Source organism: Leucobacter denitrificans (assembly GCF_014396385.1).
Classification (GTDB): Bacteria; Actinomycetota; Actinomycetes; order Actinomycetales; family Microbacteriaceae; genus Leucobacter; species Leucobacter denitrificans.
Window position 1 is genome coordinate 1,385,359 of record NZ_CP060716.1, and the last position, 25,907, is coordinate 1,411,265.

General features: G+C 61.5%; 28 protein-coding genes. 14 read left to right on the forward strand and 14 right to left on the reverse strand.

Annotated elements, in window-relative coordinates; genetic code table 11:
• Nucleotides 1-410: 410 nt before the first annotated feature.
• The 3 genes from H9L06_RS06630 to H9L06_RS06640 all read right to left on the reverse strand — a co-directional run bounded on the left by H9L06_RS06630 (nucleotide 411) and on the right by H9L06_RS06640 (nucleotide 5,172).
• Nucleotides 411-2,060: an amidohydrolase gene (locus H9L06_RS06630; protein WP_187554469.1), complete on the reverse strand. Its 1,650-nt coding sequence runs from the start codon at nucleotides 2,058-2,060 to the stop codon at nucleotides 411-413.
• Complete coding sequence (locus H9L06_RS06635) at nucleotides 2,057-3,721, reverse strand: thiamine pyrophosphate-dependent enzyme (RefSeq protein ID WP_187554470.1); 1,665 nt, start codon at nucleotides 3,719-3,721, stop codon at nucleotides 2,057-2,059. Before H9L06_RS06635 ends, H9L06_RS06630 begins: the two co-directional genes overlap by 4 nt.
• Before the next feature lie 110 nt (nucleotides 3,722-3,831).
• Entirely contained in the window at nucleotides 3,832-5,172 is a 1,341-nt protein-coding gene (locus H9L06_RS06640; RefSeq protein WP_187554471.1) for an MFS transporter, read from the reverse strand.
• A 159-nt stretch (nucleotides 5,173-5,331) separates the two neighbouring features.
• Here H9L06_RS06640 and H9L06_RS06645 point away from each other — a divergent pair, with 159 nt between their 5' ends.
• A complete protein-coding gene (locus tag H9L06_RS06645) occupies nucleotides 5,332-6,495 on the forward strand; it encodes a PucR family transcriptional regulator (RefSeq protein ID WP_187554472.1) in 1,164 nt (387 codons plus the stop codon).
• A 9-nt stretch (nucleotides 6,496-6,504) separates the two neighbouring features.
• On the opposite strand, the gene H9L06_RS06650 is transcribed toward H9L06_RS06645, so the two are convergent.
• From H9L06_RS06650 to H9L06_RS06680, 7 genes are all read right to left on the reverse strand, one after another.
• Nucleotides 6,505-8,028, reverse strand: coding sequence for a chlorohydrolase family protein (locus tag H9L06_RS06650; protein WP_246454279.1), 1,524 nt, complete (start codon nucleotides 8,026-8,028; stop codon nucleotides 6,505-6,507).
• Nucleotides 8,028-8,882 (reverse strand): ATP-binding cassette domain-containing protein, encoded by an 855-nt coding sequence (locus H9L06_RS06655; protein ID WP_187554473.1) that lies wholly within the window; start codon nucleotides 8,880-8,882, stop codon nucleotides 8,028-8,030. The genes H9L06_RS06650 and H9L06_RS06655 overlap by 1 nt, the downstream gene beginning before the upstream one ends.
• Nucleotides 8,879-9,733, reverse strand: a complete 855-nt coding sequence (locus H9L06_RS06660; RefSeq protein WP_246454280.1) for an ABC transporter ATP-binding protein — start codon at nucleotides 9,731-9,733, stop codon at nucleotides 8,879-8,881. The genes H9L06_RS06655 and H9L06_RS06660 overlap by 4 nt, the downstream gene beginning before the upstream one ends.
• Nucleotides 9,730-10,617 (reverse strand): ABC transporter permease, encoded by an 888-nt coding sequence (locus H9L06_RS06665; RefSeq protein ID WP_246454281.1) that lies wholly within the window; start codon nucleotides 10,615-10,617, stop codon nucleotides 9,730-9,732. The genes H9L06_RS06660 and H9L06_RS06665 overlap by 4 nt, the downstream gene beginning before the upstream one ends.
• Nucleotides 10,614-11,564, reverse strand: coding sequence for an ABC transporter permease (locus H9L06_RS06670; protein WP_246454282.1), 951 nt, complete (start codon nucleotides 11,562-11,564; stop codon nucleotides 10,614-10,616). Before H9L06_RS06670 ends, H9L06_RS06665 begins: the two co-directional genes overlap by 4 nt.
• 3 nt (nucleotides 11,565-11,567) lie before the next feature.
• On the reverse strand, nucleotides 11,568-13,205 hold the full coding sequence (locus tag H9L06_RS06675; RefSeq protein ID WP_187554474.1) for an ABC transporter substrate-binding protein: 1,638 nt from the start codon (nucleotides 13,203-13,205) through the stop codon (nucleotides 11,568-11,570).
• Between the two features lie 65 nt (nucleotides 13,206-13,270).
• A complete protein-coding gene (locus tag H9L06_RS06680; protein WP_187554475.1) occupies nucleotides 13,271-14,344 on the reverse strand; it encodes an amidohydrolase family protein in 1,074 nt (357 codons plus the stop codon).
• A gap of 116 nt (nucleotides 14,345-14,460) precedes the next feature.
• Between H9L06_RS06680 and H9L06_RS06685 the strand changes: the two genes are divergently transcribed.
• The 3 genes from H9L06_RS06685 to H9L06_RS06695 are packed head-to-tail and all read left to right on the forward strand — an operon-like array spanning nucleotide 14,461 to nucleotide 17,361.
• A complete protein-coding gene (locus H9L06_RS06685; protein ID WP_187554476.1) occupies nucleotides 14,461-15,144 on the forward strand; it encodes a FadR/GntR family transcriptional regulator in 684 nt (227 codons plus the stop codon).
• Nucleotides 15,131-16,312 carry an MFS transporter gene (locus tag H9L06_RS06690; RefSeq protein WP_187554477.1) on the forward strand — a complete coding sequence of 394 codons (1,182 nt, stop codon included), beginning with the start codon at nucleotides 15,131-15,133 and terminating at the stop codon, nucleotides 16,310-16,312. The genes H9L06_RS06685 and H9L06_RS06690 overlap by 14 nt, the downstream gene beginning before the upstream one ends.
• 59 nt (nucleotides 16,313-16,371) lie before the next feature.
• Nucleotides 16,372-17,361 carry a GGDEF domain-containing protein gene (locus H9L06_RS06695; protein WP_187554478.1) on the forward strand — a complete coding sequence of 330 codons (990 nt, stop codon included), beginning with the start codon at nucleotides 16,372-16,374 and terminating at the stop codon, nucleotides 17,359-17,361.
• 63 nt (nucleotides 17,362-17,424) lie between these two features.
• Here H9L06_RS06695 and H9L06_RS06700 read toward each other — a convergent pair whose 3' ends face one another.
• Nucleotides 17,425-17,646: a DUF5302 domain-containing protein gene (locus H9L06_RS06700; RefSeq protein ID WP_187554479.1), complete on the reverse strand. Its 222-nt coding sequence runs from the start codon at nucleotides 17,644-17,646 to the stop codon at nucleotides 17,425-17,427.
• 138 nt (nucleotides 17,647-17,784) lie between these two features.
• On the opposite strand from H9L06_RS06700, the gene H9L06_RS06705 reads away from it, so the two are divergent.
• Genes H9L06_RS06705 through H9L06_RS06715 form a run of 3 tightly spaced genes read left to right on the forward strand, consistent with a single transcriptional unit; the run spans nucleotide 17,785 to nucleotide 18,796 of the window.
• Nucleotides 17,785-17,955 (forward strand): hypothetical protein, encoded by a 171-nt coding sequence (locus H9L06_RS06705; protein ID WP_187554480.1) that lies wholly within the window; start codon nucleotides 17,785-17,787, stop codon nucleotides 17,953-17,955.
• A gap of 42 nt (nucleotides 17,956-17,997) precedes the next feature.
• Nucleotides 17,998-18,243, forward strand: coding sequence for a hypothetical protein (locus tag H9L06_RS06710; RefSeq protein WP_187554481.1), 246 nt, complete (start codon nucleotides 17,998-18,000; stop codon nucleotides 18,241-18,243).
• Nucleotides 18,244-18,250: 7 nt separating this feature from the next.
• On the forward strand, nucleotides 18,251-18,796 hold the full coding sequence (locus tag H9L06_RS06715) for a TspO/MBR family protein (RefSeq protein ID WP_187554482.1): 546 nt from the start codon (nucleotides 18,251-18,253) through the stop codon (nucleotides 18,794-18,796).
• Between the two features lie 115 nt (nucleotides 18,797-18,911).
• Here H9L06_RS06715 and H9L06_RS06720 read toward each other — a convergent pair whose 3' ends face one another.
• On the reverse strand, nucleotides 18,912-20,114 hold the full coding sequence (locus H9L06_RS06720) for an ABC transporter substrate-binding protein (RefSeq protein WP_187554483.1): 1,203 nt from the start codon (nucleotides 20,112-20,114) through the stop codon (nucleotides 18,912-18,914).
• 209 nt (nucleotides 20,115-20,323) lie between these two features.
• Between H9L06_RS06720 and H9L06_RS06725 the strand changes: the two genes are divergently transcribed.
• On the forward strand, nucleotides 20,324-20,539 hold the full coding sequence (locus tag H9L06_RS06725) for a type II toxin-antitoxin system VapB family antitoxin (protein ID WP_187554484.1): 216 nt from the start codon (nucleotides 20,324-20,326) through the stop codon (nucleotides 20,537-20,539).
• Nucleotides 20,536-20,934: a type II toxin-antitoxin system VapC family toxin gene (vapC, locus tag H9L06_RS06730; protein WP_187554485.1), complete on the forward strand. Its 399-nt coding sequence runs from the start codon at nucleotides 20,536-20,538 to the stop codon at nucleotides 20,932-20,934. Before H9L06_RS06725 ends, vapC begins: the two co-directional genes overlap by 4 nt.
• Nucleotides 20,935-20,964: 30 nt before the next feature.
• Here vapC and H9L06_RS06735 read toward each other — a convergent pair whose 3' ends face one another.
• Nucleotides 20,965-21,459 (reverse strand): HNH endonuclease, encoded by a 495-nt coding sequence (locus tag H9L06_RS06735; RefSeq protein ID WP_187554486.1) that lies wholly within the window; start codon nucleotides 21,457-21,459, stop codon nucleotides 20,965-20,967.
• 96 nt (nucleotides 21,460-21,555) lie between these two features.
• On the opposite strand from H9L06_RS06735, the gene H9L06_RS06740 reads away from it, so the two are divergent.
• From H9L06_RS06740 to H9L06_RS06760, 5 genes are all read left to right on the forward strand, one after another.
• On the forward strand, nucleotides 21,556-21,723 hold the full coding sequence (locus H9L06_RS06740; protein WP_187554487.1) for a hypothetical protein: 168 nt from the start codon (nucleotides 21,556-21,558) through the stop codon (nucleotides 21,721-21,723).
• Nucleotides 21,724-21,943: 220 nt separating this feature from the next.
• Nucleotides 21,944-22,882, forward strand: a complete 939-nt coding sequence (locus H9L06_RS06745; protein ID WP_187554488.1) for an ABC transporter ATP-binding protein — start codon at nucleotides 21,944-21,946, stop codon at nucleotides 22,880-22,882.
• Nucleotides 22,879-23,679 carry an ABC-2 transporter permease gene (locus H9L06_RS06750; protein WP_187554489.1) on the forward strand — a complete coding sequence of 267 codons (801 nt, stop codon included), beginning with the start codon at nucleotides 22,879-22,881 and terminating at the stop codon, nucleotides 23,677-23,679. The genes H9L06_RS06745 and H9L06_RS06750 overlap by 4 nt, the downstream gene beginning before the upstream one ends.
• Before the next feature lie 30 nt (nucleotides 23,680-23,709).
• On the forward strand, nucleotides 23,710-24,327 hold the full coding sequence (locus tag H9L06_RS06755; RefSeq protein ID WP_187554490.1) for a HEAT repeat domain-containing protein: 618 nt from the start codon (nucleotides 23,710-23,712) through the stop codon (nucleotides 24,325-24,327).
• A 668-nt stretch (nucleotides 24,328-24,995) separates the two neighbouring features.
• Nucleotides 24,996-25,346: a DUF1801 domain-containing protein gene (locus tag H9L06_RS06760; protein WP_187554491.1), complete on the forward strand. Its 351-nt coding sequence runs from the start codon at nucleotides 24,996-24,998 to the stop codon at nucleotides 25,344-25,346.
• A 92-nt stretch (nucleotides 25,347-25,438) separates the two neighbouring features.
• Here the strand turns inward: H9L06_RS06760 and H9L06_RS06765 are convergent, their stop codons facing one another.
• Nucleotides 25,439-25,906, reverse strand: a complete 468-nt coding sequence (locus H9L06_RS06765) for a DUF7010 family protein (RefSeq protein ID WP_484497129.1) — start codon at nucleotides 25,904-25,906, stop codon at nucleotides 25,439-25,441.
• Nucleotide 25,907: the final 1 nt, after the last annotated feature.

Here is a 25,907-nt window from a genome sequence, read left to right on the forward strand (position 1 = left end):
TGCACGCCTTAAAACTGCTGGTTATGGACAAATTCCGAACCCGCGCTCTCTAGAGGGAGAACTGCAGGCCTGTCTGTTCCTAGGCGACCTCTCGCGCAATCTCCAACCCATTTTTCGGAGTATGGCGTTCTCGCTGACTCGGCAGCTGACCCGCGCTCAAGAATCTCGATCACAACCGTGGCGGCCGACGCTGCAACATCGCTCCCTCGTTGTCGCGACAAGCTCGACCTTCAAAGGACGTCTTCCCGATCTGCTCTCGCAGTAATCACCGCGGGTCGGTACGCGTACACCTTAGACAACGGTGTACACGTCATTCCTATCAGCGCACTCAGGGACTAACACCTAACTGTCAGGCGAATTTCGGGCGACACACGGATTAGTCCACAACTACAGTTCTTGTTTCGCGCGTCCTAAGCCCGTGAGTCGTAGCTCAGTTCTCCGCCGAGCACCGTCGCGACGACATCGATCTCAGCGATGTTCGCGGCTTTGACTGGCGACTCCGAGAACACCGCGAAGTCGGCAAGCTTGCCACGCTCGAGCGTGCCCTTGTCACCGATCTGCCCGGTCGCGCGTGCTGCCCACTCGGTATGCGTGCGCAACGCATCTTCGGGCGTGATCGCCTCGTCGGCCGCGAGCGATCGGCCGGTCTCGGTGAGGCGGTCCACGGCCGACTGCATGCCACGGCGCAGATTGTTGTCGGCTACCGGAAGGTCCGACGACCCCGCAAGGATCATGCCGGAATCGATGATCGAGCGGCCGCGGTAGAGCCAGGCTTCACGGTCTGCGCCCACGCGATCCATCATCTGGTCGCCGATAGGCCCAATGAAGCCGGCCTGCGGCGTGACCGCGATGCCGAGCTTCGCGCCGCGCTCGACCTGGTCGGGCCTGGCGATGCCAAAGTGCTCGATGCGGCACGGCGCCTGCAGCAAACCGTACAGCTTCTGCGCCTCGTCGATGAGCTCGAGGGCGAGGTCGATCGCGGCGTCACCAATCGCGTGGAGCGCAAGCGGCCAGCCAGCTCGATACGCGCCGAGCACGCGCTCGCGGTACGACTCTGGGGTGTCGAGCAGGTAGCCGCGGTTGCCATGGTTCTCGTGCCCGCAGAAATCTTCGGTGACGGCAGCGGTTGCGCCGAGCAGCGACCCGTCCATGAACACCTTGACGTGACCAAATCGCACGAGGTCGTCGCCGAACCCGTAGCGAATGCCGAGATCTAAGCCGTTGCCCTCACCCTGGCCGTGAAGGTCGCTCGCGTGCCCGGTGATCGAGTGGAGTGCATCGAGCGCTGGCATGAGCTGAGCCCTGGCGTGCAACTTTCCGCGCTCTGCCGCCGCCTGGTATGCGGCGACTTCGATGGTCGAGTGGCCGATCCACCCGCCACCAACGCCAGCCTCTGAGAAACTCGTAATACCCTCTGCCGCATACCGCACGGTCGCCGCCTCGAGTGCGCCAACAAGTTGCTCGGTGGCGTACGGAAGCAGCAGTGCCTGCACGAGACCCTGCGCGGCCTCTTCAACCACGCCCGTTGGATGACCCTGCTCGTCGCGCACGACAACGCCACCGGTCGGGTTCTGAAACCCGGGCTCAAGCGCGCCAACAAGTTTGAGCGTCGCCGTGTTCGTAATCGAGGCGTGACCCGAGGTGTGCCTGAGGTACAGCGGACGGTCGCCCGTCAGCTCGTCAAGGCGCGCAATGTTTGGGAACTCGCCACTGTGGTGCGATTGGTTGAACCCGGTGCCGTGCACCCACGCGTGTGGATCGTCGCCGAGCCGCTCCACCTCAGCCTGAACCAGCGCGTACAGCTCGTCGAGCCCGCGCGCCTTGCTCAGGTCGATCGCGGAGAGCCCAAGCCCCCACCAGGGGGTGTGGCAGTGCGCGTCGATGAGTCCCGGGGTGACTGTCGCGTCGGGGTAGTCGAGGGTGCGCTCGGCGTCCAAGCCAGCGATCTCCTCGTCGAATCCGACGATCCGCTCACCAATCACGCCGACCGAGGTCGCCGTCGGGCGCGCCGGGTCGAGCGTAATGATCTCGCGCGCGGTGATAATCAGATCGAGTTTCACGCCGCTTTCCCTTCTGCTGGCACGTCGCTCGCGGCGGGCGGCATCACGGTGTCAGGTATGAGAATGTGGATCAACGCGGGCCCGTCGGACGCGAGCGCGCGATCGAGTGCGGGAGCGAACTCCTCGGTACGTTCAACCCGTTCGCCGTGCCCGCCGAAGGACCGCATCCACTCAGCAAAGTCAGGATTCGACATGCGCGTACCAGACGGTCGGCCCGGGTAATGCGCCTCCTGATGCTGCACGATCGTCGCGTAGATGCCGTTGTCGACCACGATAATGAGCGGCTTGCCGCCGTGGGCAACCGCAGTCGCGATCTCTTGACCGTTCATGAAGAAGTCACCGTCGCCGCACACAGCTACTACATCACGGTCAGGGAATATAAGGGATCCGGCGACAGCCGCGGGAACCGCGAGGCCCATTGCGCCATTGCGTGCACCCACAAGGCTCGCATGGGTGAGGTGACGCACGAAACGGTGCGCCCAAATCGTCGCGTTGCCCGCTCCAAAGGTGAGCACTGCCTCACCGTTCAGGCGGTCATCGAGCTGACCGAACGCAACGCCGAGATCCATCTGCTGCGCCTCGCCGTCGACACTTGCGTCGGGGCGGTGTGCTGCGGTTTTGGCCTGCGCGTCAGCACGGCCCGCCATCCATGCGTCCGTGCGCTCACCGCGTGCGGCCTGCACGTCAAGCGATGAAAGCGCCGCAGCGAACGTTGCCGGGGTTGCAAGCACCTGCTGGTCAATACGGCCCGCATGCATCACCGCGTTCGGATCCACATTCACCAGCACGGTCTCAGCCTCGAAGCCTCGCGTGTACCCGTCAGAGAGTACGTCAGCACGGCCGCAGCCAACAAAGATCAAGAGGTCAGCTTCACCGTAACCCGCGGCGACCGCGTCGGTACGCCCATAGCCGAGCCACCCGGCCCAGGCCGGGCCCTCGTTCGGTACCGCGTCGTAGGCGCGCCAATCCGCGAACACCGGAATACCCGCAGCCTCAGCAAAATCGAGCAGCTCGCGCCCGGCGCCCTCGTGCCACCCGTCACCGCCGACGACGAACGCGGGCCGCGCAGCTTTCGCGAGACGGGCCGTGAGCGCATCAAGCTCAACCTGAGCGGGCGTAGGCGACACCGGCGCGATCGGCTGCGCCGCGTCACGATCCGCCAACTCAACGAGCACATCTTCGGGGAGCCCCACCACGACGGGTCCTGGGCGGCCAGTGGCCGCGATCCGCATCGCCTCAGCGGTGAGTTCGCCAGCGCGTGCCGGGTCATCGATCGTCATCACCCGTTTCGCGGTCGACCCAAACCAGCCCGTCAAACTGAACTCTTGGAATGCCTCCCGCTCCCGATCATTCACCGGTACTAGGCCAACAAACAGCACCAGAGCGGTCGCGTCTTGCCACGCAGTGTGCAAAGCAATCATCGCGTTCGCAGCACCCGGCCCACGCGTCACCATCGCGATACCCGGGGTGCCGGTGAGACGCCCTTCGGCGAGCGCCATGAACCCAGCCCCGCCTTCTTGGCGGCACACCACGGTCTCAATGCCGGAGTCGTGCAGGCCGTCGAGCACGTCAAGGTAGCTCTCCCCAGGCACCGCGTACACCCGCTTCACACCGTGAGCCTCAAGAGTACGAACAATAAGATGACCAGCCGACTGCGCCATGATCGAATCCTTTCGGGAAGACAGGAAGTGTGTTGAGACGTTTGTGCCACACCAAAATGGGCGGCGCAAAGTGAGTGGCGGGGCGGTATGTGCCCGCCCCGCCAGGGTGATTAGTGCTTGAACCCTGGGAGATTCACGCTGAGCTTTGGTGCGATCCACCCGGCAAGTGCCGTGAGCAGCGAGAGCGCAATGAGCAGAATCGCGGCGGGCCACCAGTGGTTATCGAAGCCCGCAACGAGCGCGGTTGCGGCGAGCGGCACGAAGCCAGCCATCACGCCAGCGCCGTTCTGCGCGAGGCCAACACCGGTGTAGCGGGTCTTTGCCGAGAAGAGGCCGGTAAGCACCGTGCCCGAGGCTGCGTATGGGAATGAGAGGATCGAGACCGCAAGCGCCATCGCGATGACTACGAGCACACCAACGCCGCTCTGCAGCATGAGGAAGCTTGGAACCGACACGATCGCCGACGCGATACCGCCCCAGATGATGACCTTGCTCGCGCCGAATTTCTCGCCGAGGCGACCACCGTAGATGAGCACTGGAATCTGAACCGCAGCACCGATCATGCTGCCGAGGAGCATGAGTGACGGGTTGTAGCCGAGCACGTTCACGCCGTACCAAACGATGAACGCGGTAACGAGGTAGAAGCCAGCGACGCCGAGGAGCGCTACGAACATACCGGTGATGATCTGCTTCCAGCTGTCCTTGAACGCTGTGCGAATCGGTGCGGGCTCAACCTCGCCGAGCTCTTCGAGCTCGCGGAACACGGGCGACTCTTCAAGGCGCGAACGAATGTAGACGGCGATGAGCAGCATCGGGATTGCTGCGAGGAACGGCACGCGCCAGCCCCACGCGTCGAAGTTCACCTGCGAAAAGAGAATCGTCATGATGAAGAAGCCACCCGACGAGAGGATAGTGCCGATCGGCGAACCAATCTGTGGGATCGCGGCGTAGCGTGCGCGCTTGTGCAGTGGAGCGTTCTCAACAACGATCGTCATAGCGCCCGACCACTCGCCACCCACGAAGAGGCCTTGGAGCACGCGCAGGAGCACGAGGAGGATTGGGGCAGCAATACCGATAGCGGCATACGTCGGGAGTGCACCGATGAGGCCTGTGACGATACCGATGCCGACGATCGTGATCATGAGCACCTTGCGGCGGCCGATCTTGTCGCCCATCGCGCCGAAGATCATGCCACCAATGGGGCGCGCGACGAGACCGACACCAAACGTTGCGAACGAAGCCATCGCTGCTGCGGTGGCGTTCTCACTCGCGAAGTACTGCACGTTGAATACGAGCGCGGCAGCGGCTGAGAAGAGGAAGAAGTCGTACCACTCCATCGCGGTGCCAATGAGGGCACCGAGCACGACCTTGTTCGCGTCTTTCTCGCTGAGGGCCGCCGTGGCCCCATATTCAATCGTTGATGTACTTGATGTAGTTGGTGTTTCGCTCATGTAGCTCTCCATCGAGGATTACGGATCCCGGATATACGTCTACGGATTACACCCGGGAAATGGGTACATCTTAGGATGCCAAGGGAAACGCACTTATTAGCGGGTCATTCTTCGCCAGTTTTTCCACCAAAACAGTGCATTTGCACATAATCTGGGTGCATGGCCCCGTCACACACCCTGAGTGCGGTTCCCGCACCCCACGATGCCGAGCGGTGGAACGCACTGTTGAACATGCTCGACGTCGAGCAGCTCACCAAAGACTTCCTCTCCGTCGTCGAGCGTGTTCCGGGCTACGATCCGGCGCCAATCCCACAGGCCGAACTCGTGCGTACGGCCATTCTCTCGTTCGAGGCGCTCATCGCTGGTCTCCGCGCCGGAATGCTCGACGAAGAGATCAGCATCGCGCACCAGGTTGGAGTATCACGGGCCCGGGCAGGAGTGCCGCTCGCGGCGCTCATGACCGCGATCCACAACGACTTCACGGTGCTGTGGGAGGCACTCATTGCCGTGTCTGAACCCGAAGATGCCAAGCTCATCGTGCGGCACACCGCCATTGTGCTGCATACGGTGGATCAGTACGTGCGCCAGACGCAGGAAGCCTACGTTGACGAGCAGCGCCGCATGGACGAAGAAGCGTCGTCGCTGCGGCAGGGGCTCATCGCTGAGTTGTTTCGGGATCCACAACCACCCGCCGAACGCCTGATTGCGATTGCCCAGGTGCTCAGCATACCCGCCAACGCGCGAATCGATGTTGTCGTCGCGCTCGGTGACGACATCGAGTCTCTTCGCGTGTTTGTCTCTGAGAGCGAACGTGCCGGTGCGCGCGTCTACACGCACCACTCGGGTGATGCGCTGCTCGCCTTTTCGCACACGCCCGTTCCTGCGGGGTCGAGGCTTGAGGAGGTGCGTACGCAGCTTCTCGCGCAGCGCGTCGGGGTGAACACCGCGACCAATATTCGGACCCTTCGCGAGACCGCGAACGCTGCCCGAGAGCTTGCGCGGTTGCTCGAACCCACTGAGACAGGCGCGATGGATTGGACTCGCGGCTGGGCCAGACTCGCGAACCGTTCGCTGCTTGAGACTGGAACCCCGGTGATCTCAGACGTGACCACCGCACTCGATGACGCGGGACCGACCGAGCGTGCGCGGCTCGAAGAGGCGGTGCGCAGCTACCTCGCGACCGGCAGCATCAGTGAGTCGGCCGCGCTGCTGTTTTGCCACCGCAACACGCTCGCGAACCGTCTGCGTCGCTTCGCCGAGATCACCGGTGTGGATCCGCTCCTCCCCACCGATGCCGCGAGGCTCGTCGTCGGGTGGGCTTGATCCCCTCTCTTAAGACGCTGCGCGCCGCGGGAACACCGGGGGAAAGAGTTCGCTCTCGGGGGTAGGTTCCGCGCCTGCGAGCGGGTCGCGCTCTCCATACGCGGCTCGAAGCTTCTCGAAAATCCGTTGTCCCTCCGCGCGGAGTGCCTCCGTGTCGAGGTCGGCAATCCGGCCGTCTCGCATGATGACGCGTCCTGCAACCATACTGAAATGCGCGTCCCTCGCCGTTCCGGCCAGAGTGAGCGCGCGAATCGGGTCGTCGACCACTCCCATCCGCAGATCACTCAGCGAGAAAGCGACCATGTCAGCCTGCGCACCGGGGCTGAGACGCCCGAGGTCAGGTCGCCGAAGAGCGGCCGCGCCACCGAGCGTCGCCGCTTCAACATACTCAGCGAGCATGCCCGCGCCGAGGTCATTGTGCTGCGCCTTCGACAGTTGCACACCGGTATCGATCGCGCGGATGAGGTCGGGCGGGAAGGAGTCTGTGCCGAGCGCGACCCCGACTCCAGCCTCTAGGTACTGCGAGAGCCGCTCGAGAAGGAACGCGTAGCGCGCGTTCGTGAGCGGACAGTGCACGATGTGCGCGCCAGCCGCAGCGAGCCGGGCGAGGTCACCGCGATCCTCACCGTGCACCTGCGGGTGCACATCGAGATAGACGCCGTGGGCGAGAATCAGGCGCTGGGTGAGAAGGCCGACCCGCTCGAGAAGCTCGAGTGGCGTCACCCCGCCGCGCTCGCGCTGCAATATGTCGAGCTCATCGCCGAGTCCCTGCGCTGCGTGCACCCGCACGAGTACATCGCGCTCCGCAGACACCTCGGCGGTGCGCTGCAGCAGCTCATCACTCACCGTCTCGACGCGGCACGGCACGAGCACGCCAGTTACGAGTGGATCGCCGAGCGCGCTGACGGTGTCGAGAAATCGCACCGCCTCCGCGAACCCTGTCTCGCCGCGCCGCTCGTCCCAGTGAATGGCGCGTGAGCCATCGACCCGGGTGACGTGCACGCCCGAGCGGTAGGAGGGCCCGAGGAACACCCGAATACCGAGCTCAGATGCCGTGCGCGCGGTGTCGAGAAGATCGTCGTGCGTTTCCGCCCACGCACCATGCACCTCGCTCGAGATCGGCATCGCGCTCGTAATTCCGTGAAGAACGAGCTGCACGAGCCCATAGCGACGAAGGGTGCTGCGTTCGGCCTCAGTGAGCACTTCACGAAGGTTCAGGGCATATGTCTCCGACCACTCCAGGCGTGCAGCGTGAGCGTCGCTCCACCAGGAATCGAGTTGGAGGTGATCGATATCGACGAGGCCTTCGAGGTCGATGAGGCCCGGCATAAGAAGGCTCTCCCCAAGGTCGATCGTCGATTCGGCGGCCCCAGCGAGCGCGTCCCCCTCTCGCCCCGAGGCGACATCAATGACTTCACCCCCCGAGACGAGAACCGTGGCATCCCGCAACTCGACGAATCCGCCACCGCCTACCTGACCTTCTTCCCAGACCAGCGCGTGCGTCGCACGGATCGCTTGCGATCCACCGCTCACTACGCCTCCAATGTCGCTCTGCGCGACGGTCGCCAGCCAGGCCCCGGCACGGCGGCGCGTAGGGTTCGGGTGTAGGGATGGGTCGGGTGCGCGAGAAGCGCGCTCGTGTCTCCAGCGTCGACGACAACACCGTTCTCCATCACGATCATCCGATCGGAAATCTGATGAACGACCGCGAGGTCGTGAGAAATGAACAAATAGCTCACCTTACGCTCCGCCTTAATATCCGCGAGGAGATTGAGGATCTGCGCCTGGATCGACACGTCGAGCGCCGCTACCGCTTCGTCAAGCACGATCACCTTCGGCTCTGCGGCGAGCGCGCGAGCTATCGCCACGCGTTGCCGCTGTCCGCCAGAGAGTTCCCGTGGAAACCGATCGGCAAACGACCAGGGCAACCCGACGGAATCGAGAATCTCCTTGCCGCGATTCTCGAGTTCCTTGCGAGAGATTGCGCGATCCGCATGCAAGCGCACATTGTTGAGCACAACCTCGCCGATTCGCTGCCGACCGTTGAGCGACGAGTAGGGATCCTGAAAGACATACTGCACCTCGCGTGCGCGGGCGCGCCGCTCCCGGAGGTGCTTCGGCGCGGCGGTGCGATCCTGCCCGAGCACCTCGACGGTGCCGCTCGTCACGGTTTCGAGGCCGACGATCATGCGCGCAACCGTCGTCTTTCCAGAGCCCGACTCGCCGACGATCGCCAGGCACTCATCAGCCTCGAGGTCGAAACTCACCCCGTCAACGGCGAGCACTTCGGCGCCCTTCGTGCCGCGGGGTGCCGGGAAGACTTTACGCAGATCGCGCACGCTCAGGAGTCGCGTGGATTCGCCGTCGACTCGTGAATCTATAGTCATGACGCGCTCGCTTTCAGGTCATCGTGGAGTTCTCGGTTGTACGTGAGCACAGGCAAACGCTCAAGTTTCTCGTCGATGCTTGGGCGCGCTCCGAGGAGCTCTTTTGTGTAGGGATGGCGCGGATCCTTGTAGACATGCGCTCCCTGCTCGACGATCTCGCCGGCGTACATCACTGCGAGGCGATCACAACATGCGTTTGCCAGTTCGAGGTCATGGGTAATGAAGAGCAGAGACAGTCCGCGAGCCCTCCGTTGCTCGTCAAGAATCGCCATAACATCTGACTGGGCCGTGACATCGAGCGCTGTCGTCGGCTCATCGGCGAGGATGAGCGTCGGCTCGGCGAGCAACACACTCGCGATCATGACTCGTTGCAAGAGCCCACCCGAGAGTTCATGCGGATACTGCCTCAGGCGACGCTCGGGATGACGCACGCCGACCTCATCAAGGAGTTGCACCGCGCGTCGCTCAACGGCGTCGCGCGACTGGCCGCGCTCACGCATAAGCGCTTCGGTAAGGAAGTCACCAACGGTGTGCACCGGGTTTACGTGTGCGCGAGGATCCTGGAAGATGATCCCCACGTCTTTCGCCCGGTATCGCCGCAGTTCCTCTCGTCCGAAGCCCAGCACAGATTTTCCGTCGAAGCGAATGTCACCAGTCGTGCGAAAGCCTTTCGGCAGCATCCGCATGATGGCTCGAGTCGTGAGCGACTTGCCGGATCCGGACTCGCCGACGATGCCGAGAGCCTCCCCGCGGTCGAGTACGAGATTTACGCCATTGAGCAGATCGAGTCGCCGGTATTTGGTGATGAGGCTGGCGTGCAGGTCCTCTATCTCGAGAAGCGTTGCGGTCACTTGACACTCCTTGCGTTGTCGGTGAGTCGGTCCCCGATCACCGTGATGCTCCAAACGATGAGCACGATCGCGGTTCCGGCAGTGATCGCTTCGATCGGATGCCCACGGAGCACCGAATCAAAGCCGCTCTTCACCATGAGGCCGAGGTCTGCCGTGGGCGGTTGTACGCCGAGGCCAAGAAACGAGATCGCAGCGAGGTCGACGACGGCGAATCCGAGCGACGAAACCGCCTGTGCAACGACGATCGGCTGCACGTTCGGCAGTATCTGTCGCAGACTAATTCCGACGCCCGACTGACCCTGCAGCCAGGCTGCTTGGACATACGGCATATTGCGTTCGCGCAGCGCTGCGCCGCGCACGAGACGGGCGACGTACGGGATGTACCCGATCGAGAGACCCACGATCACTGTCGGGAGGCTCGGTCCGAAGACTGCGACCGCAATCAGGCCGAACACGATTCCGGGCACTGAGAAGAGCACGTCAAGGCACCAGGAGATCACAGTGTCAACGATGCCCCCGTTCCATGCGGCGAGCAGCGCGAGCAGCACGCCGACCACGGTTGCAATGAGGATCACGAAGGTTGGACCGATGAGGGTGATCCGGGTTCCCCACATGAGCCGAGACAGGAGATCTCGACCGAGCGTGTCCGCCCCGAGAAGATGATCCACAGTCGGCCCGGAGAGCGCCGCGAGAAGGTCGGGAGCGTTCGGATCGTACGGAGCAGCCCACGGCGCGAGCAAAGCCGCGAGCGCGAAAACCGCTAGGACAGCGCTCGCAACGAGGCCGAGCACACCGAGTTTTCTCATGATGAGGGTGAACGGGCCCGGATCCTGGCTTCTCGACCTCGCAATTGCGAGCTGTGTTGTGCGCGGTGCGGAGGTCATTGCTTGCTCCCAAGTTGAATGCGCGGATCGATGATGGTGTACAGGAAGTCGACGATCGCATTGATCACCACGAACGCTACGACGAGCACGAGAATCACCGCCTGCACGAGTGCGAAGTCGCGCTGAAGGATCGCCCGAACGAGGAGCGATCCAAGCCCGTCAACCGCGAAGACGCTTTCGATCACCACGGCACCTGCGATGAGCGTCGCGACGGTGAGGCCGATCACCGTGGTGATCGGGATGAGTGCGTTACGCAGCACGTGCCGAGCGACGACAATTCGGGGGCGAAGCCCGCGAGCCACCGCGGTCTGCACGTGCTCCCTGCCGTTCTCTTCGAGTATCGAGGCCCGCGTGATGCGCGATAAGTACGCCGAGCTCGCGACCGCAAGCGCGATCGCCGGCAGGGTGAGATGGACAATCGTGTCGAACCCACCCGATCCACTGCCATTTGTCGGGAACCACCCGAGTCCCACACTGAACAGGCTGATGAGGGCGACACCAATGACAAAGGTCGGCGTCGCGAGACCGAGGGTCGATAGCGTCGTGATGACCTGGTCGATCCACCCACCTCGCAAGGAGGCGATGAGACCGAGGCTCACACCGATCACCACAATGATGATCATGGCGAGGGAGATCAGTGCGACGGTGGTGCTGATGCGGCTACCGAGCAGATCGGTGACGCTCTGCCGATAGACGATCGAGTCGCCGAGGTCGCCCCGGAACACATCTGCCAACCACGCGAAGTAGCGAACGAAGAACGGGTCATCGAGGTGGTACTGCGCGGTGACCTGTGCGACCTGTTCCGGGGTCCCGCCCCGGGGCCCAAGCACAAAGAGCAGTGGGCTTCCCGGAGCGAGATACATGAGTCCGAAGACCAGGAACGATGTCACCAGTAGCACGAGAAGCAAGCTTCCCAAGCGCCGCAGGATGAATGTTGCGATGGACACGGACTACTCCACACCGCCGATGGTCGCGGCCCACGGGTAGTAGAGATACGCGATCGACGCGGTTGCGCCCGAGATCCGGTCACTCTGCACGAGGATCGGCGGCATGTACGTGAGCGGGAGCCACGGGAGTTCCTCGGTCACCTGTTGCTGAATGTCGACGGTGAGTTGCGCTCGAGCCTCATCATCGAGCGTGGCCCGCGCCTCGGCTACCGCATCGTTGACACCCGTGTAATTGCCGAAGTTGCTCGCCCCGTCGGTCGTGAAGACGGCATACACATCGAGCGGATCGGTCACGTTCCCGTACCAGGTCGTGAAGAAGGCGTCGATGCCTTCGCGGGCAGCAGGGTCGTAGTACATGTTGCCGTACTGTTCCACGGGAATGACCTTCGTCTCGATCTTGAGTCCGATCGATTCGCCAGCGGCCTGAATCAGGTTGGCGGTCTGCTCGTGCACCGCCGACGATCCCTGTACTGCGATCGTGATCGTCTCACCCGCTTCGGGCAATCCCTCGATCAGGCGCTTTGCCTCCTCTGGGTCCGAGGCGACGTCAAACTCTGCGAAAGCCGGTTCGTAGATGGCCGCTTGATCACCCCAAAAGTCGGGGCCAGCGAGCGTGGGCGCAGGCGCGGCAGCTCCCTGGAAGACGACGTCGGCGATCGCCTGACGGTCAATCGCGAGAAGTAGCGCTTGACGAATGGTCGGATTTGCGAATGGACCCTCCTGATTCGCACCGGCAAGGGTGAAGTACACGAAGGACTTGCCGAATGTTGTCGTCGCGCCACTGTCGCCCTGGAGTTGATTCAGCCCTGTCGGCGGGAGGTAGAAGTACTGCCCGTCGACGTCGCCAGCGCGAAGCGCATTGACTGCGGTCGTCTCGTCGGCAATGAAGGTGAAGCTCAGCTTCTCAGCCTTCGGAATGAGCGACTCATCCCAATAATTGGGGTTCTTCGCGAGCACGATCGACTTCCCGGCGCTCCAGGACTCAAGCGAGAACGGCCCGGTGCACATGAGACCACCCTGTGGTGTGCCGAATGCGGGACCCGCGGATTCCGCGAAGGCCTGCGACACGATCGCCCCAGCAGCCGTGGCCATCGCCTGGTTGAAGAGCGCATCGGGCTCGCTGAGATGCACGGTGACCTCGTGCTCACCGGTCTGCTCGACTGATTCCACGCTCGTAAGGTACTCACCAAAGTAAGAGTCACCGTTGTGCTCGCCGCTCTGGCGGGCGAGTGAATACACGACGTCCGCGGCCGTGAGCGGAGTTCCGTCCCAGAATGACACGTCATTGCGGATCGAGTACACGACCGTCGTGTCATCAGGCATGTCCACCGACTCGGCGAGGCCAGGGCCCGTCGTGAGGTCGGGGTTCAGACGCAAGAGACTGTCGCATAGGTTCGCATCGACAGTGTTCTCGGCGTAGTTAAAGCTCAACATCGGGTCGATCGAGAGCGGCTCGTACGGGAGGTTCCACGTCACCTCGTCGATCGGAGCGGTTCCCGGTTCGGTCGTGGTCGCGAGGTTCGAGAGGTCAACATCGAGCTGGTTATTACCCGATGCTGTTCCTCCCCCTCCCGAGCAAGAGGTCAATACGAGCGCAGCGACGGCAACGGCGCCGACGACTGCGATTGTTCGTTGGGACACGGGGTCCTCCTTTTGATTGCGGTTCATCATTCGGTTGACTGGCCAGAACTGGCTGCTTAGGTCGCTCAGAGCGAGGAGTTCGGGTGTATGGGGTGGCCTCGACGAACGACACTGAACGGGACTGGGCGATCGACCACGAGTTGAGCGATGCTCTGTGAGTGGAACTCGAGATACGTTCCGCCTGAGGCACCATCCCAGGTGGCGAGATCCGGGATGCGGAGCATCTCACCCCCAGCCGTCGAGCTGAGCCGGAACGCGCGCTCGAGCTCCGCGTCAGTGATTGCCCCGGTTCGGTAGGCGAGAAGATGTGCGCGGTCGACCATGCTCCCTGTGCCGAACGGGCTCCAAGAATCGCGCACACCATCGGATCCGGCAGCCAGCCGCACGCCGTGCTGTTCGAAAAGCCCCAGATCGGGTACAGGGTCTGGGCCGAGCGCGCATGTCGCGATCCACATCTCAGCCTCAGCGACGCGCTCGAGAGTCTCGCGCAAACTTGGAAGCGTCGAGTCGCAAAGCGCGAAGGCATGACCGATAGTGACGCAACCTTGCAGTCCGGCTGCGACTGTACGCGCGGCGATCTCGCGGATCTGTGCAAGTCCTTCCTCTCCTCCGTCATGGAGGTGAATGTCGATGTCGCGCCCTGCCCGGTCGGCGAGTCCGAAGACAGCATCGAGATGGCCTGCCATGTCGCCGTCGACTCCGATGGGGTCGATCCCACCGACAAGATCCGCCCCCGCCGTAAGCGACGCGGCCATTGCGTCGAGCGTGCCGGGATTCGTGAGCAGACCGAACTGGGGAAACGCGACGATCTGCACTGTGAGGTGAGGTGCAAGCCGCTCGGCCGCGGCACGAACACCCTCAACATTCGCCGTGCCGAGCTCAGATGAGACATCGACATGGGCACGCATCGCCAAAGTTCCATTGCGAAGCGCGTGCGAGAACAGGGCGTAGGCTCTCGCCTCAACCGTTTCCGCGAATTCTCTTTGCGTCGCAAGGTCATTCGCGATGAAATCCTGGAGCGTAGAGGCAGGGCGACGTGACATCCACGGCCCGGCCCAGCCTGTCTTATCGGGATGAATGTGCGCATCGACGAGACCCGGAGTGTAAACCACGGGTGCTACTTCTGGGTTTTCCGCCATTGGAAACCTTCCTCGAATCGTGCCCGCGTACCGGGCGTCGCAATCACTCTAGCGTGATCTGGTCATCAGACATATGATAACCATATAACTAAATTATTACCGATAGGATGGACAACGTGCAACAGGTTCAAAGACGTTCTCTCGTCGACACCGTCGTCGACGAGATGAAGCGTGAGATCGCCACCGGCAATTGGCAGGTCGGCGACCGCATTCCGTCGGAAGCCGAACTCACCGCGCAACTTGGCGTGAGCCGACCGTCTGTACGGGAGGCAGTCCGCTCACTCGTACAGCTCGGACTCCTCGAGACTCGACAGGGCGACGGCACGTATGTGGTTGCAACTGATGCGACGCAGGTCGCCCTGCGTCGCGCTCTGCACACCGCAGATCGGCGCGAGGTCATTCTCGTACGCAAGGCTCTCGACGCTCTCGCGGCGGGCGCAGCCGCCGAACAGCGAAGCGACGCCGATCTCGAGTTTCTCGCGGCCCAACTCCGCGCCCGATCCGCCGCCATTCGCGACGGCGACGTAGCAACATTCACGGACGCCGATGTTGCGTTCCACCTCGGTGTCGCAAGGATTTCGGGGAACCGCTTGCTCTCCGACATCTACGCAAGCTTCGATCATTCGCTCCGCGAATCGATTACCGACGCCTCATGCCTCGCCCGCGGTGACGACCCTGACCGCGCAGACCAACACGAGACCCTCTATCAAGCCATCGCCGCCGGCGATCCGGAGGCCGCACGCAATGCGGCCCTCGGTGTGCTCGATCAGCAGGAACGTCTCCTCGATGCTAGCGAGTGATCGTCGACAAGGATTCTCGGCGGGCCTGCTCGTACTCGCCATCGGCCTGAGCGTTAGGTTTCCGATCACCTCCGTCTCGCCGGTGCTTCGCGAGATCGGTGACGAGTTCGCGCTATCCCCGTCTGAACTTGCGCTTCTCAGCGCGATTCCGGTGCTTCTGTTCGGCGTCGCAGCGCCACTCGCACCCGTGCTTGTAGCGCGGCTCGGGCTCAACCGGGCGATTACGATTCTCCTTGCGACGCTCGCGATCGCGACCCTGCTCAGGCCACTCACGACACCACTTCTCTTCGCGGGTACAGTCGTCGTCGGATCCGCGATCTCCCTTCTCGGCATCCTCGCACCCCAGTACATCCGCCAGTCACTTCCCGCGCGTGGTGGGCTGTGGACCGGTGTATATACGACGTCCTTCGGGGTAAGCGCCGCGGTCGGTGCTGCCTTCACCGTTCCACTGTTTCACGCCTTCGGTGAGCAGCTCGAAGCTGCGCTCATGTTCTGGGCGATCCCCCTCCTCATCGCGTTCGGAGTTGCGCTCGGTTCCACGCGAGCGAGCAACGGTGGACCGCATAGGGCGCCAACACCGCGCACGCGTGGGAATATATCGACGTTCCGTACTCCGGGCATTTGGCCCGTGACCGGCTTCTTCGCTTGTCAAGCGCTTATCTACTTCTCGCTCACGGCTTGGTTGCCGACGCTAGCGGTAGCGCGCGGAATGGGAAACGCGGAAGCGGGACTCACCCTTGCGTGGATGAGCATCATCGGTCTGCCCGCTGCACTCATCTTTCCGACCCTGGCAAGCCGGGCCCGTTGGCGCACGCGGCTCGTTGTCGGTGTCGCCATCGTTTCGGCGGTGGGACTCGGAGGACTCGCCCTCGCACCGGTCGGGCTTCTTCCGACGTTCGTCGCGTTGCTCGGACTCGCACAGAGCGCGGCTTTTGGCCTCGCCGTCGCGCTCATCGTCTTCACTGCTCCGTCATCCCATGAAACTGCAGCATTCTCAGCCGTCAGTCAGGGCGTCGGCTATCTCGTCGCCGCCATCGGACCGCTCGTCGTCGGCCTCCTCGCTGACGTAGGCATCGGATGGCGGGAAATCGTGCTCACGCTCATCGCCGCCTCCGTCGGGGAACTCCTCTTCGGTATCGGCGCTGCCCGGGCCTCGGAAACCACATAAGCCATCACATAACCGATCACTTTTATCGCGCGACGGAGGCCACGTCTAGACTGGTGCGCGTGCCAGAACGCAGCGTCTCTCGGTTATTCAAGAACCAGTCGGAGCTTTCGATTGCCGTGGCGGCAGTCTTTGTCGCGGGCGGGATATTCGCAGTGCTCACCGCGATCCTCTTCCCACCCGAACGGCTGTGGACCTGGCCGAACCCCCATATCGTCGCGTTAGCCACGTTCACGATCGCAATTCTCATCCTCTTACGAGGGCGACGACTACGCCGCCCCGCCGCTGTCTGCACAACCGGCGCCTACGTGTGCACGCTTATCGTCACCGCTGCCTTTGTCGAGAACATCGAGCGTGCGCTCGCCGCGGGGCTCCTCATCATGGGCGTCACACTCATCTTCGCCTGGTTCATGCCGCCGCTCGTAACCCGCCTGTTTGGCCACACGAGCCTCGCCGCCTACGGAGTCGTGCTACTCATATGGCACCCCGGAAATGGCACGGTGCTCATCTCACTCGCGATCGCCGCGCTTTCGGTTCTACTCACAGAGATTTACGGTAGTTTCAAGCGCGAACTCCAGCGCACCGTGCTCACCGACCACCTGTGCCAGGTGTGGAACCGTGCCGGTTTCGAGCGGATGCTCGAAAGGGAGATCCGATCGGTCGTGCGGTCGAAGGCGCCGCTTTCGCTTCTCTACCTCGACCTCGACGGGTTCAAATCGGTGAACGACACGGAGGGCCACCTCGCGGGCGACCGAGTTCTCCAGCAGGTAAGTCGAAGTCTCGAGGCCTCCGTGCGCGGCCCGGATACCGTTGCGCGCATCGGCGGCGACGAATTCGTGCTCATTCTGCCCGAGACGACAGCGGCCGCAGCCCGTGCGCTCGGGTTGCGGCTTCGAAATGACGTGACTGCCTGCGAGTGGTCGTTCGGCGTCGCCGAGTATCAGAACGGAGAGAGCGCGCAGGAATTCATCGAGCGTTCAGATGCCGAGATGCTCGAGTACAAGCGGAAGCGCCGGCACAAGGCAAGTGCGGCAGTGCAAGGTCGCGGCTAACACGAAGAATCCCGTTCGAGAGATTTTACGTGCGCTGTAGTTCAGCGTTTTTCTTGGTTCGACTCAGCCGCTCTTCCGACGGTGCATCCGCTTCTGCACGGCGGGGCCGGTGTGAGCCGACTGCACGCCGCCATTTGGGTTCATGCCTGGGCCGTGGTGGCTGAATTTCTTCTTGTCGAGCGCCTCACGAAACTTGCGGCGCTGCGCTTCCTCGGGGGTCTCGGCACCCTCTGGAGTGTCCTGTGGTGTCGCGGGCTCGGTTTCAGCGGGATTATGATCATCCATGCAACTACCTTGCCCTCTACTGCGCAAGATGTCGACCCTAGAGGCACCTTCCGTCATTGCGCAACCCCCTACAGGTGTCGGCAATAACCCGGAATGCTGGTTACTCCAAACCCCATAAACTCACACCAGGAGGTCACCATGTCAATGATTGACGATGCCGACGACCAGACTAAAGACTCCATCAAACAGGCCAGGGAGCGAGCCCAAGAGCTCGGCGATCACCCCGAGGAGACAGATAGTTCGGATCAAGACGAAAGCGACGAGCCCCGTGACACGAGCGGCGACGTTCCTGTCGAGAATCTCGAGTAACACTGACCGGACACCCATCGATTTCACATAGGCAGGAACACTATGAATACGCGTAAGAAGGTTAGGAAAGCAGCCGAAGCTACCGCCTGGAACCCCATGAGCATGCTCAGCGACTGGGGCATCCGCAGTTCACATCTCTACTGCGCGGGCGCGATCGCTGCGGGACTCTCGATGCTCCGGTGGATGATTTCCCGCCGAGGCGACAACCCCAGTCGCCTGCACGTGGGAACATTTGCCCCCACACTCATTGCGCTCGGAGTGGGGTTGAAGATCGAAGAAGAGTCGTAACGAGACCGTGTCAGCACAGACCCGCGCTGCGGCTGGTCCGGCACCCGTTGGAGTCGGTCGCCAGATTCTTGCTGGCGTGCTCTTTCTCGTCGCTGTAGCCCTGATCGCGTTTCTCGGGTCACTTGCGACCATGCCGAACACCGAGGGCTGGTACGCCGAGGCCACGAAGGCACCGTGGAGTCCACCGAACTCGGTATTCGGTCCAGTGTGGTCGGTGCTGTACGTACTCATCGCGCTCGCCGGATGGCTTATTTGGCGGGCCGGGTACCGCGTCGGCGGGCCGAACGCCGCGCGAAGAACACTCGCGCTCTACGTCGTGCAGCTCGTGCTCAATGGTCTGTGGACTCCGGTGTTCTTCGCCGGGTACCCGCTCATCGGCGACATTGCGTGGTGGATCGCGCTCGCAATCATCCTCGCGCTGATTATTAGCGTGATTTGGCTCGCAGTCGCCGCCGTAAAATGGTCACAGGCCGCAATGTGGATCATGATCCCTTACCTGCTCTGGCTCATGTTCGCGACTTCGCTCAACCTCGCCATCATTGTGCTGAACTAACAGGAATCGGACGAATGGATCCAGCAGACGAGCAATCACTTCTCGCCATCCGAGGTGAAACTTCTACAAAACTAGACTTCAAACTCCTGCAAAACACGTAATGGCAGTTCAAAACCTAGTATCCAAGGACTCGCTGGTAGGCCTGCGAATAGCGGTTATCCTCCTCGGAACTCAATGGGCGCAGGTCGAAAATCTGCGAGACCATTTCGTCGTCTGGGAAGATGAGCGGATCCGCCGCGAGTTCTGGATCGATAACTTCCATCGCCTCCCGCGCGCCGGCAACGGGAGTGACGTACTGAACATAGGCGGCGACCTCGGCCGCGACCTCAGGCTCATAGTAGTAATCAATGAGCTTGTGGACCTGGTCGTACGCATCCACCGCCGTTGGCATGACGAAGGAGTCGATGAACTGCGTCGCACCGGCTTCAGGAACCACGAACTTCCAGACTTCCTCACCAGCTGAATCGTTGATCATCGTGATGTCGCCAGACCAGGCCATGCCCGCCCACACGGCTTCAGTCTCGAGGTCCTGGGTGTACGAGTTGCCCTTCACCGTATAGACCTGGCCGCTCGCGAGATGCTCTTCGACCACCTCAAGAGCGGCGTTAAACTCATCGTCACCCCAATCACCGGTGATGTCGATTCCCTGTTCGAGCATGATGAGACTGATGGTGTCACCCTGTTCGCTCAGCAAGCTGACTTTGCCCTTAAGTGCTGGATCCCAGAGATCTGAGACTGTTTTCACACCCTTCGGATACAGCTTGGTGTTGTACACGAGCCCCGTCATACCGGCCTGGTATGGAATCGACCAGGTCCGATCCATATCGAATGCCGCGTGCTGCACCAAATCGATCATCTGCTCGCTCACATTCGGCATAAGACTGCGGTCGAACTCGGCGAGTTGCTCGCGCTCGAACAAGCGCAAGACCGTCGAGTCGGTCAGGCAGAACGTGTCGTAGCCGGTGTCTTGCCCGAGCTGCAATTGATCCTTGATCTTCGCGACGAACGTGTTGTTGTCGTCGATGTCTTCGTAATACTGCACCCGGATATTCGTCTCAGTCTGAAATGCGTCAAGCGTCGGGTAGGTGACGGCGTCTTCGTCGAAGTCGAGGTAGTAGGTCCAGTTTGCCCACCGTACCTCACCACCGGAACCGTCTCCGGGCCCAGAATCAGACGAGCAGCCTGCAATTCCCGCCGTGGTCATTGCGGCCCCGCCGAGGCCGAAACCTTTTAGCAGGTTTCGCCTGCTCATCTTGGCGGCCCGCGCCTGCTGCAAGAGCCTGCGAACCATTGGATCTTCGGGAAGTTGTCGACGCATTGCGAGCTCCTTTGCTGCATACCGTTCTGGCCATAGTTGCATGAATTTGGCAGGAACGCTGGAGACATCCGGAGATGCGACGTACTTGATTCCTGCTGACCAACACGGATTCCTTGCGCTGCTCTCTGGCGCAGCCCTACTCACCACCAAAAGGCTCACGAAGGGCTGAAACCCACTGCGCGTTGAAAAAGCTGGTGTATCATTGGTGTATGACACGCACAAACATTGAAATTGACGACGACCTCATTCGAACCGTCATGCAGCGTTACGATGTGCGCACCAAAAAAGACGCGGTCGACCTAGCGCTTCGCAGACTCGTCGGCGTACCGCTCACCTCTGAATTCTTTAAGGGCATCAAAGGAATCGGGTGGGGCGCCGACCTTGATGAGATCCGTATGAGCGACAACCCTTGGGAGGCTCGGTGATCCTCGTCGACACATCTGTGTGGATCGAGTATCTGCGCAATGGCGACCAGCCCACAGTTGCCCGACTCGAAGCGCTTATTAATGCGAACGAAGACCTCCGCATCACCGAACCCATCGTTATGGAGTTACTTGCTGGCGCAGATACTCCGTTGCGAGACTCCCGTATCTCCCAGTTGGTAAACGGGCTCCCTCTCCTACCGCTCAATCCAGCACTGGACTACCGCGCTGCTGCCCAACTTTATGTCTTGAGTCGCAAGAACGGTCACCCGATTCGCAGCCTCAATGACTGCCTTATCGCAGCTGTCGTGGTTCGCTCCGGCGCACACCTCTTACATCGCGATCGAGACTTTGAGTTTCTGGCCGAGATCACGCCTCTCTCATTTCTTCAGGACTAAGTGGTTCGGACACACTGAACTATGCACTGCTTAGACCCGGTCGTGACGCAGTGCGCGATCCTCTACGCTCATCTCCCAACGAACGCATCGAGTTGACTCGGTCTGCACATAGGTTCGACGTCGTCGTTCGAGACCCAACACGTACCACCAAGGCGGCGTTATCGCTCCCTTTGATCGATTATGTGTTCGACACAGCGCTTGAGCGTTGCTCACTATCGTGGCGCCACCCTTCGACCAAGGGTAAACATGATCAGCTTCGACGGCATCTTCGCGACAGCGACCCCAGATGACGAAAAATGCAGCCTCGCATCGGCCGCCGGCCCGCTCGAACACTTCTCTGCGAGCGGCAAAACGGTAGCCCCGCCAAGGGTCTCGTTTTGAGCTCCACGATCCTCTACCGAGCGGCGGAAATCTAGCAATCGTCACAATGACAAGCAAGCCAATCATCCATGGGAAATAGGGCTGCAGCGCAAACCAAAGTGCGTCAATTACTTCCAACACAGCCACAGCCCCCAATTTGCGCATTCCCTATTCAGATCGTAACCCAGGGTGACCTCCGTCCCGTTTCAGCACCAGGCGAAGATGGAGCACCAGGCTAACTCTCAGGCAAAAAGTCTTCGTATGACGCCAGATTTTCGCCTGACGCTCACTGCGCAGACTGACGCTCACTTCCCACGCTCGCTGCGCACGTGCACCGCGCAGACTGAGGCGCACGGCAAAGGCCCGAACCCGCAGAAAATACTGGGAGATCCACACCGAGTGACCTGGGAATCACCGCGTCGATGGTGAAATCGAGCGAGTGGTCGCCGTCGGCGTTAGTCCAGGTCGCAGTGATCGGGAACTCGGTGCCGATGAGCAGGTTCTCGCCGAGCGCGACCGGGGGTTCCGTCGGTCGAAGATTAGTTCATGCTGACCCGGGCTGTGATGCCGAGACCCGTCAAGGCTGAGTCGACTCGGTACCGGCATCAAGCAGATGCGAGAAGCTGCACATCCGCTTAATGTTATAAACATGCGTTCACGAGCGACCACGCCTCCGATCATTCAGTGCGAGAAGCTGACCAAGAGGTTCGGCAGCTTCACCGCCGTTCGAGATCTTGACCTTGACCTCGAACCGGGGACTGTGCTCGGTTTCCTCGGGCCGAACGGCGCGGGCAAGAGCACCACTATTCGGATGATGCTCGGCCTTTCCACGCCGAGCTCTGGAACAGTTCGTCTCTTCGGTGAGGATCCGCTACGCAACCGAGATGCACGCGCGAGAGTCGGTTACTCACCAGGTGAATTGCGTCTTGACGACAGGCTGACCGTTGCTGCGACGCTTAATAGTTGGGCGCGACTTCGAGGTGGTGTCGATATATCATTCCGAGACAGCCTTATCGACCGGTTCGGTGTGCAAGTGGATCGGCACGTGCGCGGCCTTTCGACAGGAAATCGCCGTAAGCTCGCGCTCGTTGGTGCGCTGATGGCACGCCCCGAGCTTCTAATTCTTGATGAACCCACGAATGGTTTAGACCCGCTTGTGCAGAACGAATTCATGTCGGCGCTCGAAGAAGTGACTGCTTCTGGCACGAGCGTGCTGCTCTCGTCACACATACTCAGCGAAGTCGAACGCATCGCAGACCGCATCATTGTCATCCGTGCGGGCGTCGTGGTAGCAGACGGAACGACCAACGAGCTCCGTCGTGGTGCAGCCCAGGAGTACCGAGCTGTTTTCACAGGCGCCGCACCCGATACATCCACCTTTGCGTCGCTCTCCGGCGCGCAATCCGTAGATTCCCCGCAAGCAGATGAATTGCGTGTTCAGTGGGCCGGGCCACCGCGTGAGCTGCTCAACAAGCTCGCCGAGTATGAACTCGAATCACTCACCGCACCCGAGCCTGACCTCGAGCAGGCGTTCATGTCTTACTATCGCAGCGATCCACCACACGTCCAGTCGGAAGGGGGTGCATGATGAACACAGAACTCCTGCGTCGTGGACTCGGCGCACAGCGACGCGGCGCACTCATTTGGGGTGCTGCGTTGTTTGTTCTTACCGTCTCTGTCGTGGCTATCTGGCCGTCGATGAACGAGTCAGGCTCCCTTGACACGCTGGTGGCTGACATGTCTCCCACGCTCATCTCCGCGCTCGGTCTTGAGTCCCTGGCATCTCCGGCGGGTTTCCTTAACGGCAACCTGTATGCATTACTCCTCCCGCTACTCTTTGCGGCCCTCGGCATCATGCACATGAATGCTCTTACCGCTGGCGATGAGGACGCCGGGCGTCTCGAGCTGCTGGTCGCGCTCCCTGTGAGTCGAGTGAGCATCTATCTCAGCCGATTCGTTTCGGTTGTACTCGTACTTGCAGCGGTTGCTCTCCTCGTCGGACTCACAGTCGGCTTTGGTGGTGCAGCCTTCGATATGGAGCTCGACACCATGGGCGTTGTCGCGGCGACCGTGAATGTCTTCCTACTTGCACTGTTCCATGCTGCTCTCGCACTGGCTCTTGCAGGACTCGGGTTGCGAACCGGAGCCGTGCTCGCGGGGTCGTTCGGAGTGCTCATCTTGGGATACCTCGTATACGCGTTGTTTCCGTTGATCGAATCGTTGGAGAGCGTGAGCAAAGGATCGCCCTGGCATTGGGCGCTCGGCGGGCAGCCTCTTGAAACCGGGTTCGATGCTGCTGGCACCGCACTGCTCATCTGCGGCACTGTTGTACTCACCGCCGTGGGCCTCCTCGCAGTGCGTCGGCGAACCATACGTACGGCGTGACCCCACACATCCAGTTGAGAGAATAAGCGTATGACGAACTTGGTCACGCAACTTGCCAGCGGGCTCTCGCAGATGGATCCTTCGGCCCGACTTCAGACGGCTCTCACGGCGGGAACCTATCCCGACGACGCTTTTTTAGAGGTCCTGGTTGAGCGGTGCGCGATCGAACCCGATTTTTCTGTGCGCGAGATGCTGACTTGGGCGTTGACGCGACTTTCGCATGATCTCGTGCTCGAGCGCGTCATCGCAGAGCTTGACTCACCCATCGCGCAGGCCCGTTCGCAGGCGCTTCACACACTGTCCAAACTGCGTGACGTTCGGGCTTGGCCCGCAATCACGATGGCGCATCTGCACGATACAGATGATGAAGTCGCCCGCACCGCTTGGAGAACCGCGACAGGTCTCGCACCACTTCAAGAGCACGATGCGCTAGCTGGTGAGCTCAAGCACGAGTTCGGCAGAGGTGACGTCGACGTGCAGCGCAGTCTTGCACGTGCAATGGTGGATCTTGGTGACTCTGGCGAGAAGGCCACGCGAGAGGCACTTCTTGCCGGTGCCCCCAGGGTACGTATTCACGCGTCGGCCACACTCCGTCTGATCCACGACCCAGAGGCGACGTTCTACCTCGATCCCGGCGACGAACTCTAAGAGAACAGCCAATATCGTGCAGGAGCCCGCATTGGTCCTTCAAGCCAGAACTTCTTTCCCCATGGTGCCCGCACCCACCGGACCCTGCATGCCACACCGAATGGGTGTTCCTGGTCATTTCCGTCTTCCTCTGTTATCGAGCAGAGGGCATGAAAAAGGCCCGAGCCCGCGAGATTTCGCGGATCCGGGCCTCTGACCAGGCTTTTCAGCCGGGGCGCTTCAAGAAACTTCTAGAAATCCCAGTTCTCGTCATAGGTCGCATTATCATGCGGAATCTCAGGGGTTGCAGCGGGGCCGTGCCCTCTGCGTGCCACTCATGAAATATGGGCGCTTCGCGTGCAATTGCGAGACCGCGGCACAGTCAAATTGTAGCAATGCTGCTACGCCCGCGAGCAAGCAGAGCGCTGAAGTTCGCAGCAGTACGGGCCGATCAGCGACAAGCAGCGCGACTGACGAAACCTACGATCGCACTTCCTCTATCGAGCTTTGCGAGGATCGAGGTAGCCTGATAACGGTGGCACGCCACCAACAGCACTTCCACGTGGCAATTACGTGAATCATCGCGGAGAGGCCTGAGCACTACAGGACATGTCCGGATGGGGTGCGGCGCACCTACACGCCGACTTCATTCCGCCGATGCTAAGCATCGGCTGACGAAAGGACAAGACATGTCGAAAGACGAAAAGAACCTGGCTCAGGTCATCGACAAGATCGCGAAGATGGACGAGCCGAGACGTTCCGTCGTGCAGCGTGTGCACGACGTAATCATGAACACCGCTCCAACTCTCAAGCCACGCATCTGGTATGGAATGCCCGCCTACGCAATCTCCGCGAGCACGCCCGCATTGCTGACGCTACGCAATGATGAGCGGCTGAACCTTGCCATCACCGAGAAGGCACCCTTCCGCGCCGGGGGCGGCGTGGACGGCAAACTGATGCCAACTGCATGGTACTTCGAGAACGTAGACGAGGATACCGAGCGGCGGATCGCTGACATCGTGCGTTCAGTGCTCAACTGACAGCACAGGCCCGCCCGGCAATGCCCACGCACATGTGTCGGGCGGGCCCCGTACGAGTGGCCGGGAAGCCAACTGCCCAGATGGGTTACGGTCTACAGAAACCAGGCAATAACGGCGCTGACGACCAGCACGACGCCGGTGATCAGACTGGCGCGCCCGGCTTGCATGCTCGAAGACTGTTCTTCTGACCTGTCGGCACGACCCTTAATTCCCATAGCTACTGTGACACCGATGGACACCGCAGCCCCCAAGATCAGATACAGCGGCGTGGCGTAAAGCCACGAGTAAGGCGCGAAATGCACCACGAGCACGATCGCCATTGCCAACGGCACCTGCGTGTACCGGCGCGTAGCGACCAGAAGAATCACGAGTGGCAAAGCGAGCAACTGGCCAGCACTGAGCAGCACGGACAGTGTGTCCATGCCTTCCAGCACCGGACGATCGGCACCGGCGGTCAAGGCGGTCAGGCCCAATGCAACTGGCAACGCGGCCATGCCTTGGAACAGGGTTGCGTAAGCAGCCGTGCGCGGACTCGTCCGGCGCCACAGTAATGCGCACACC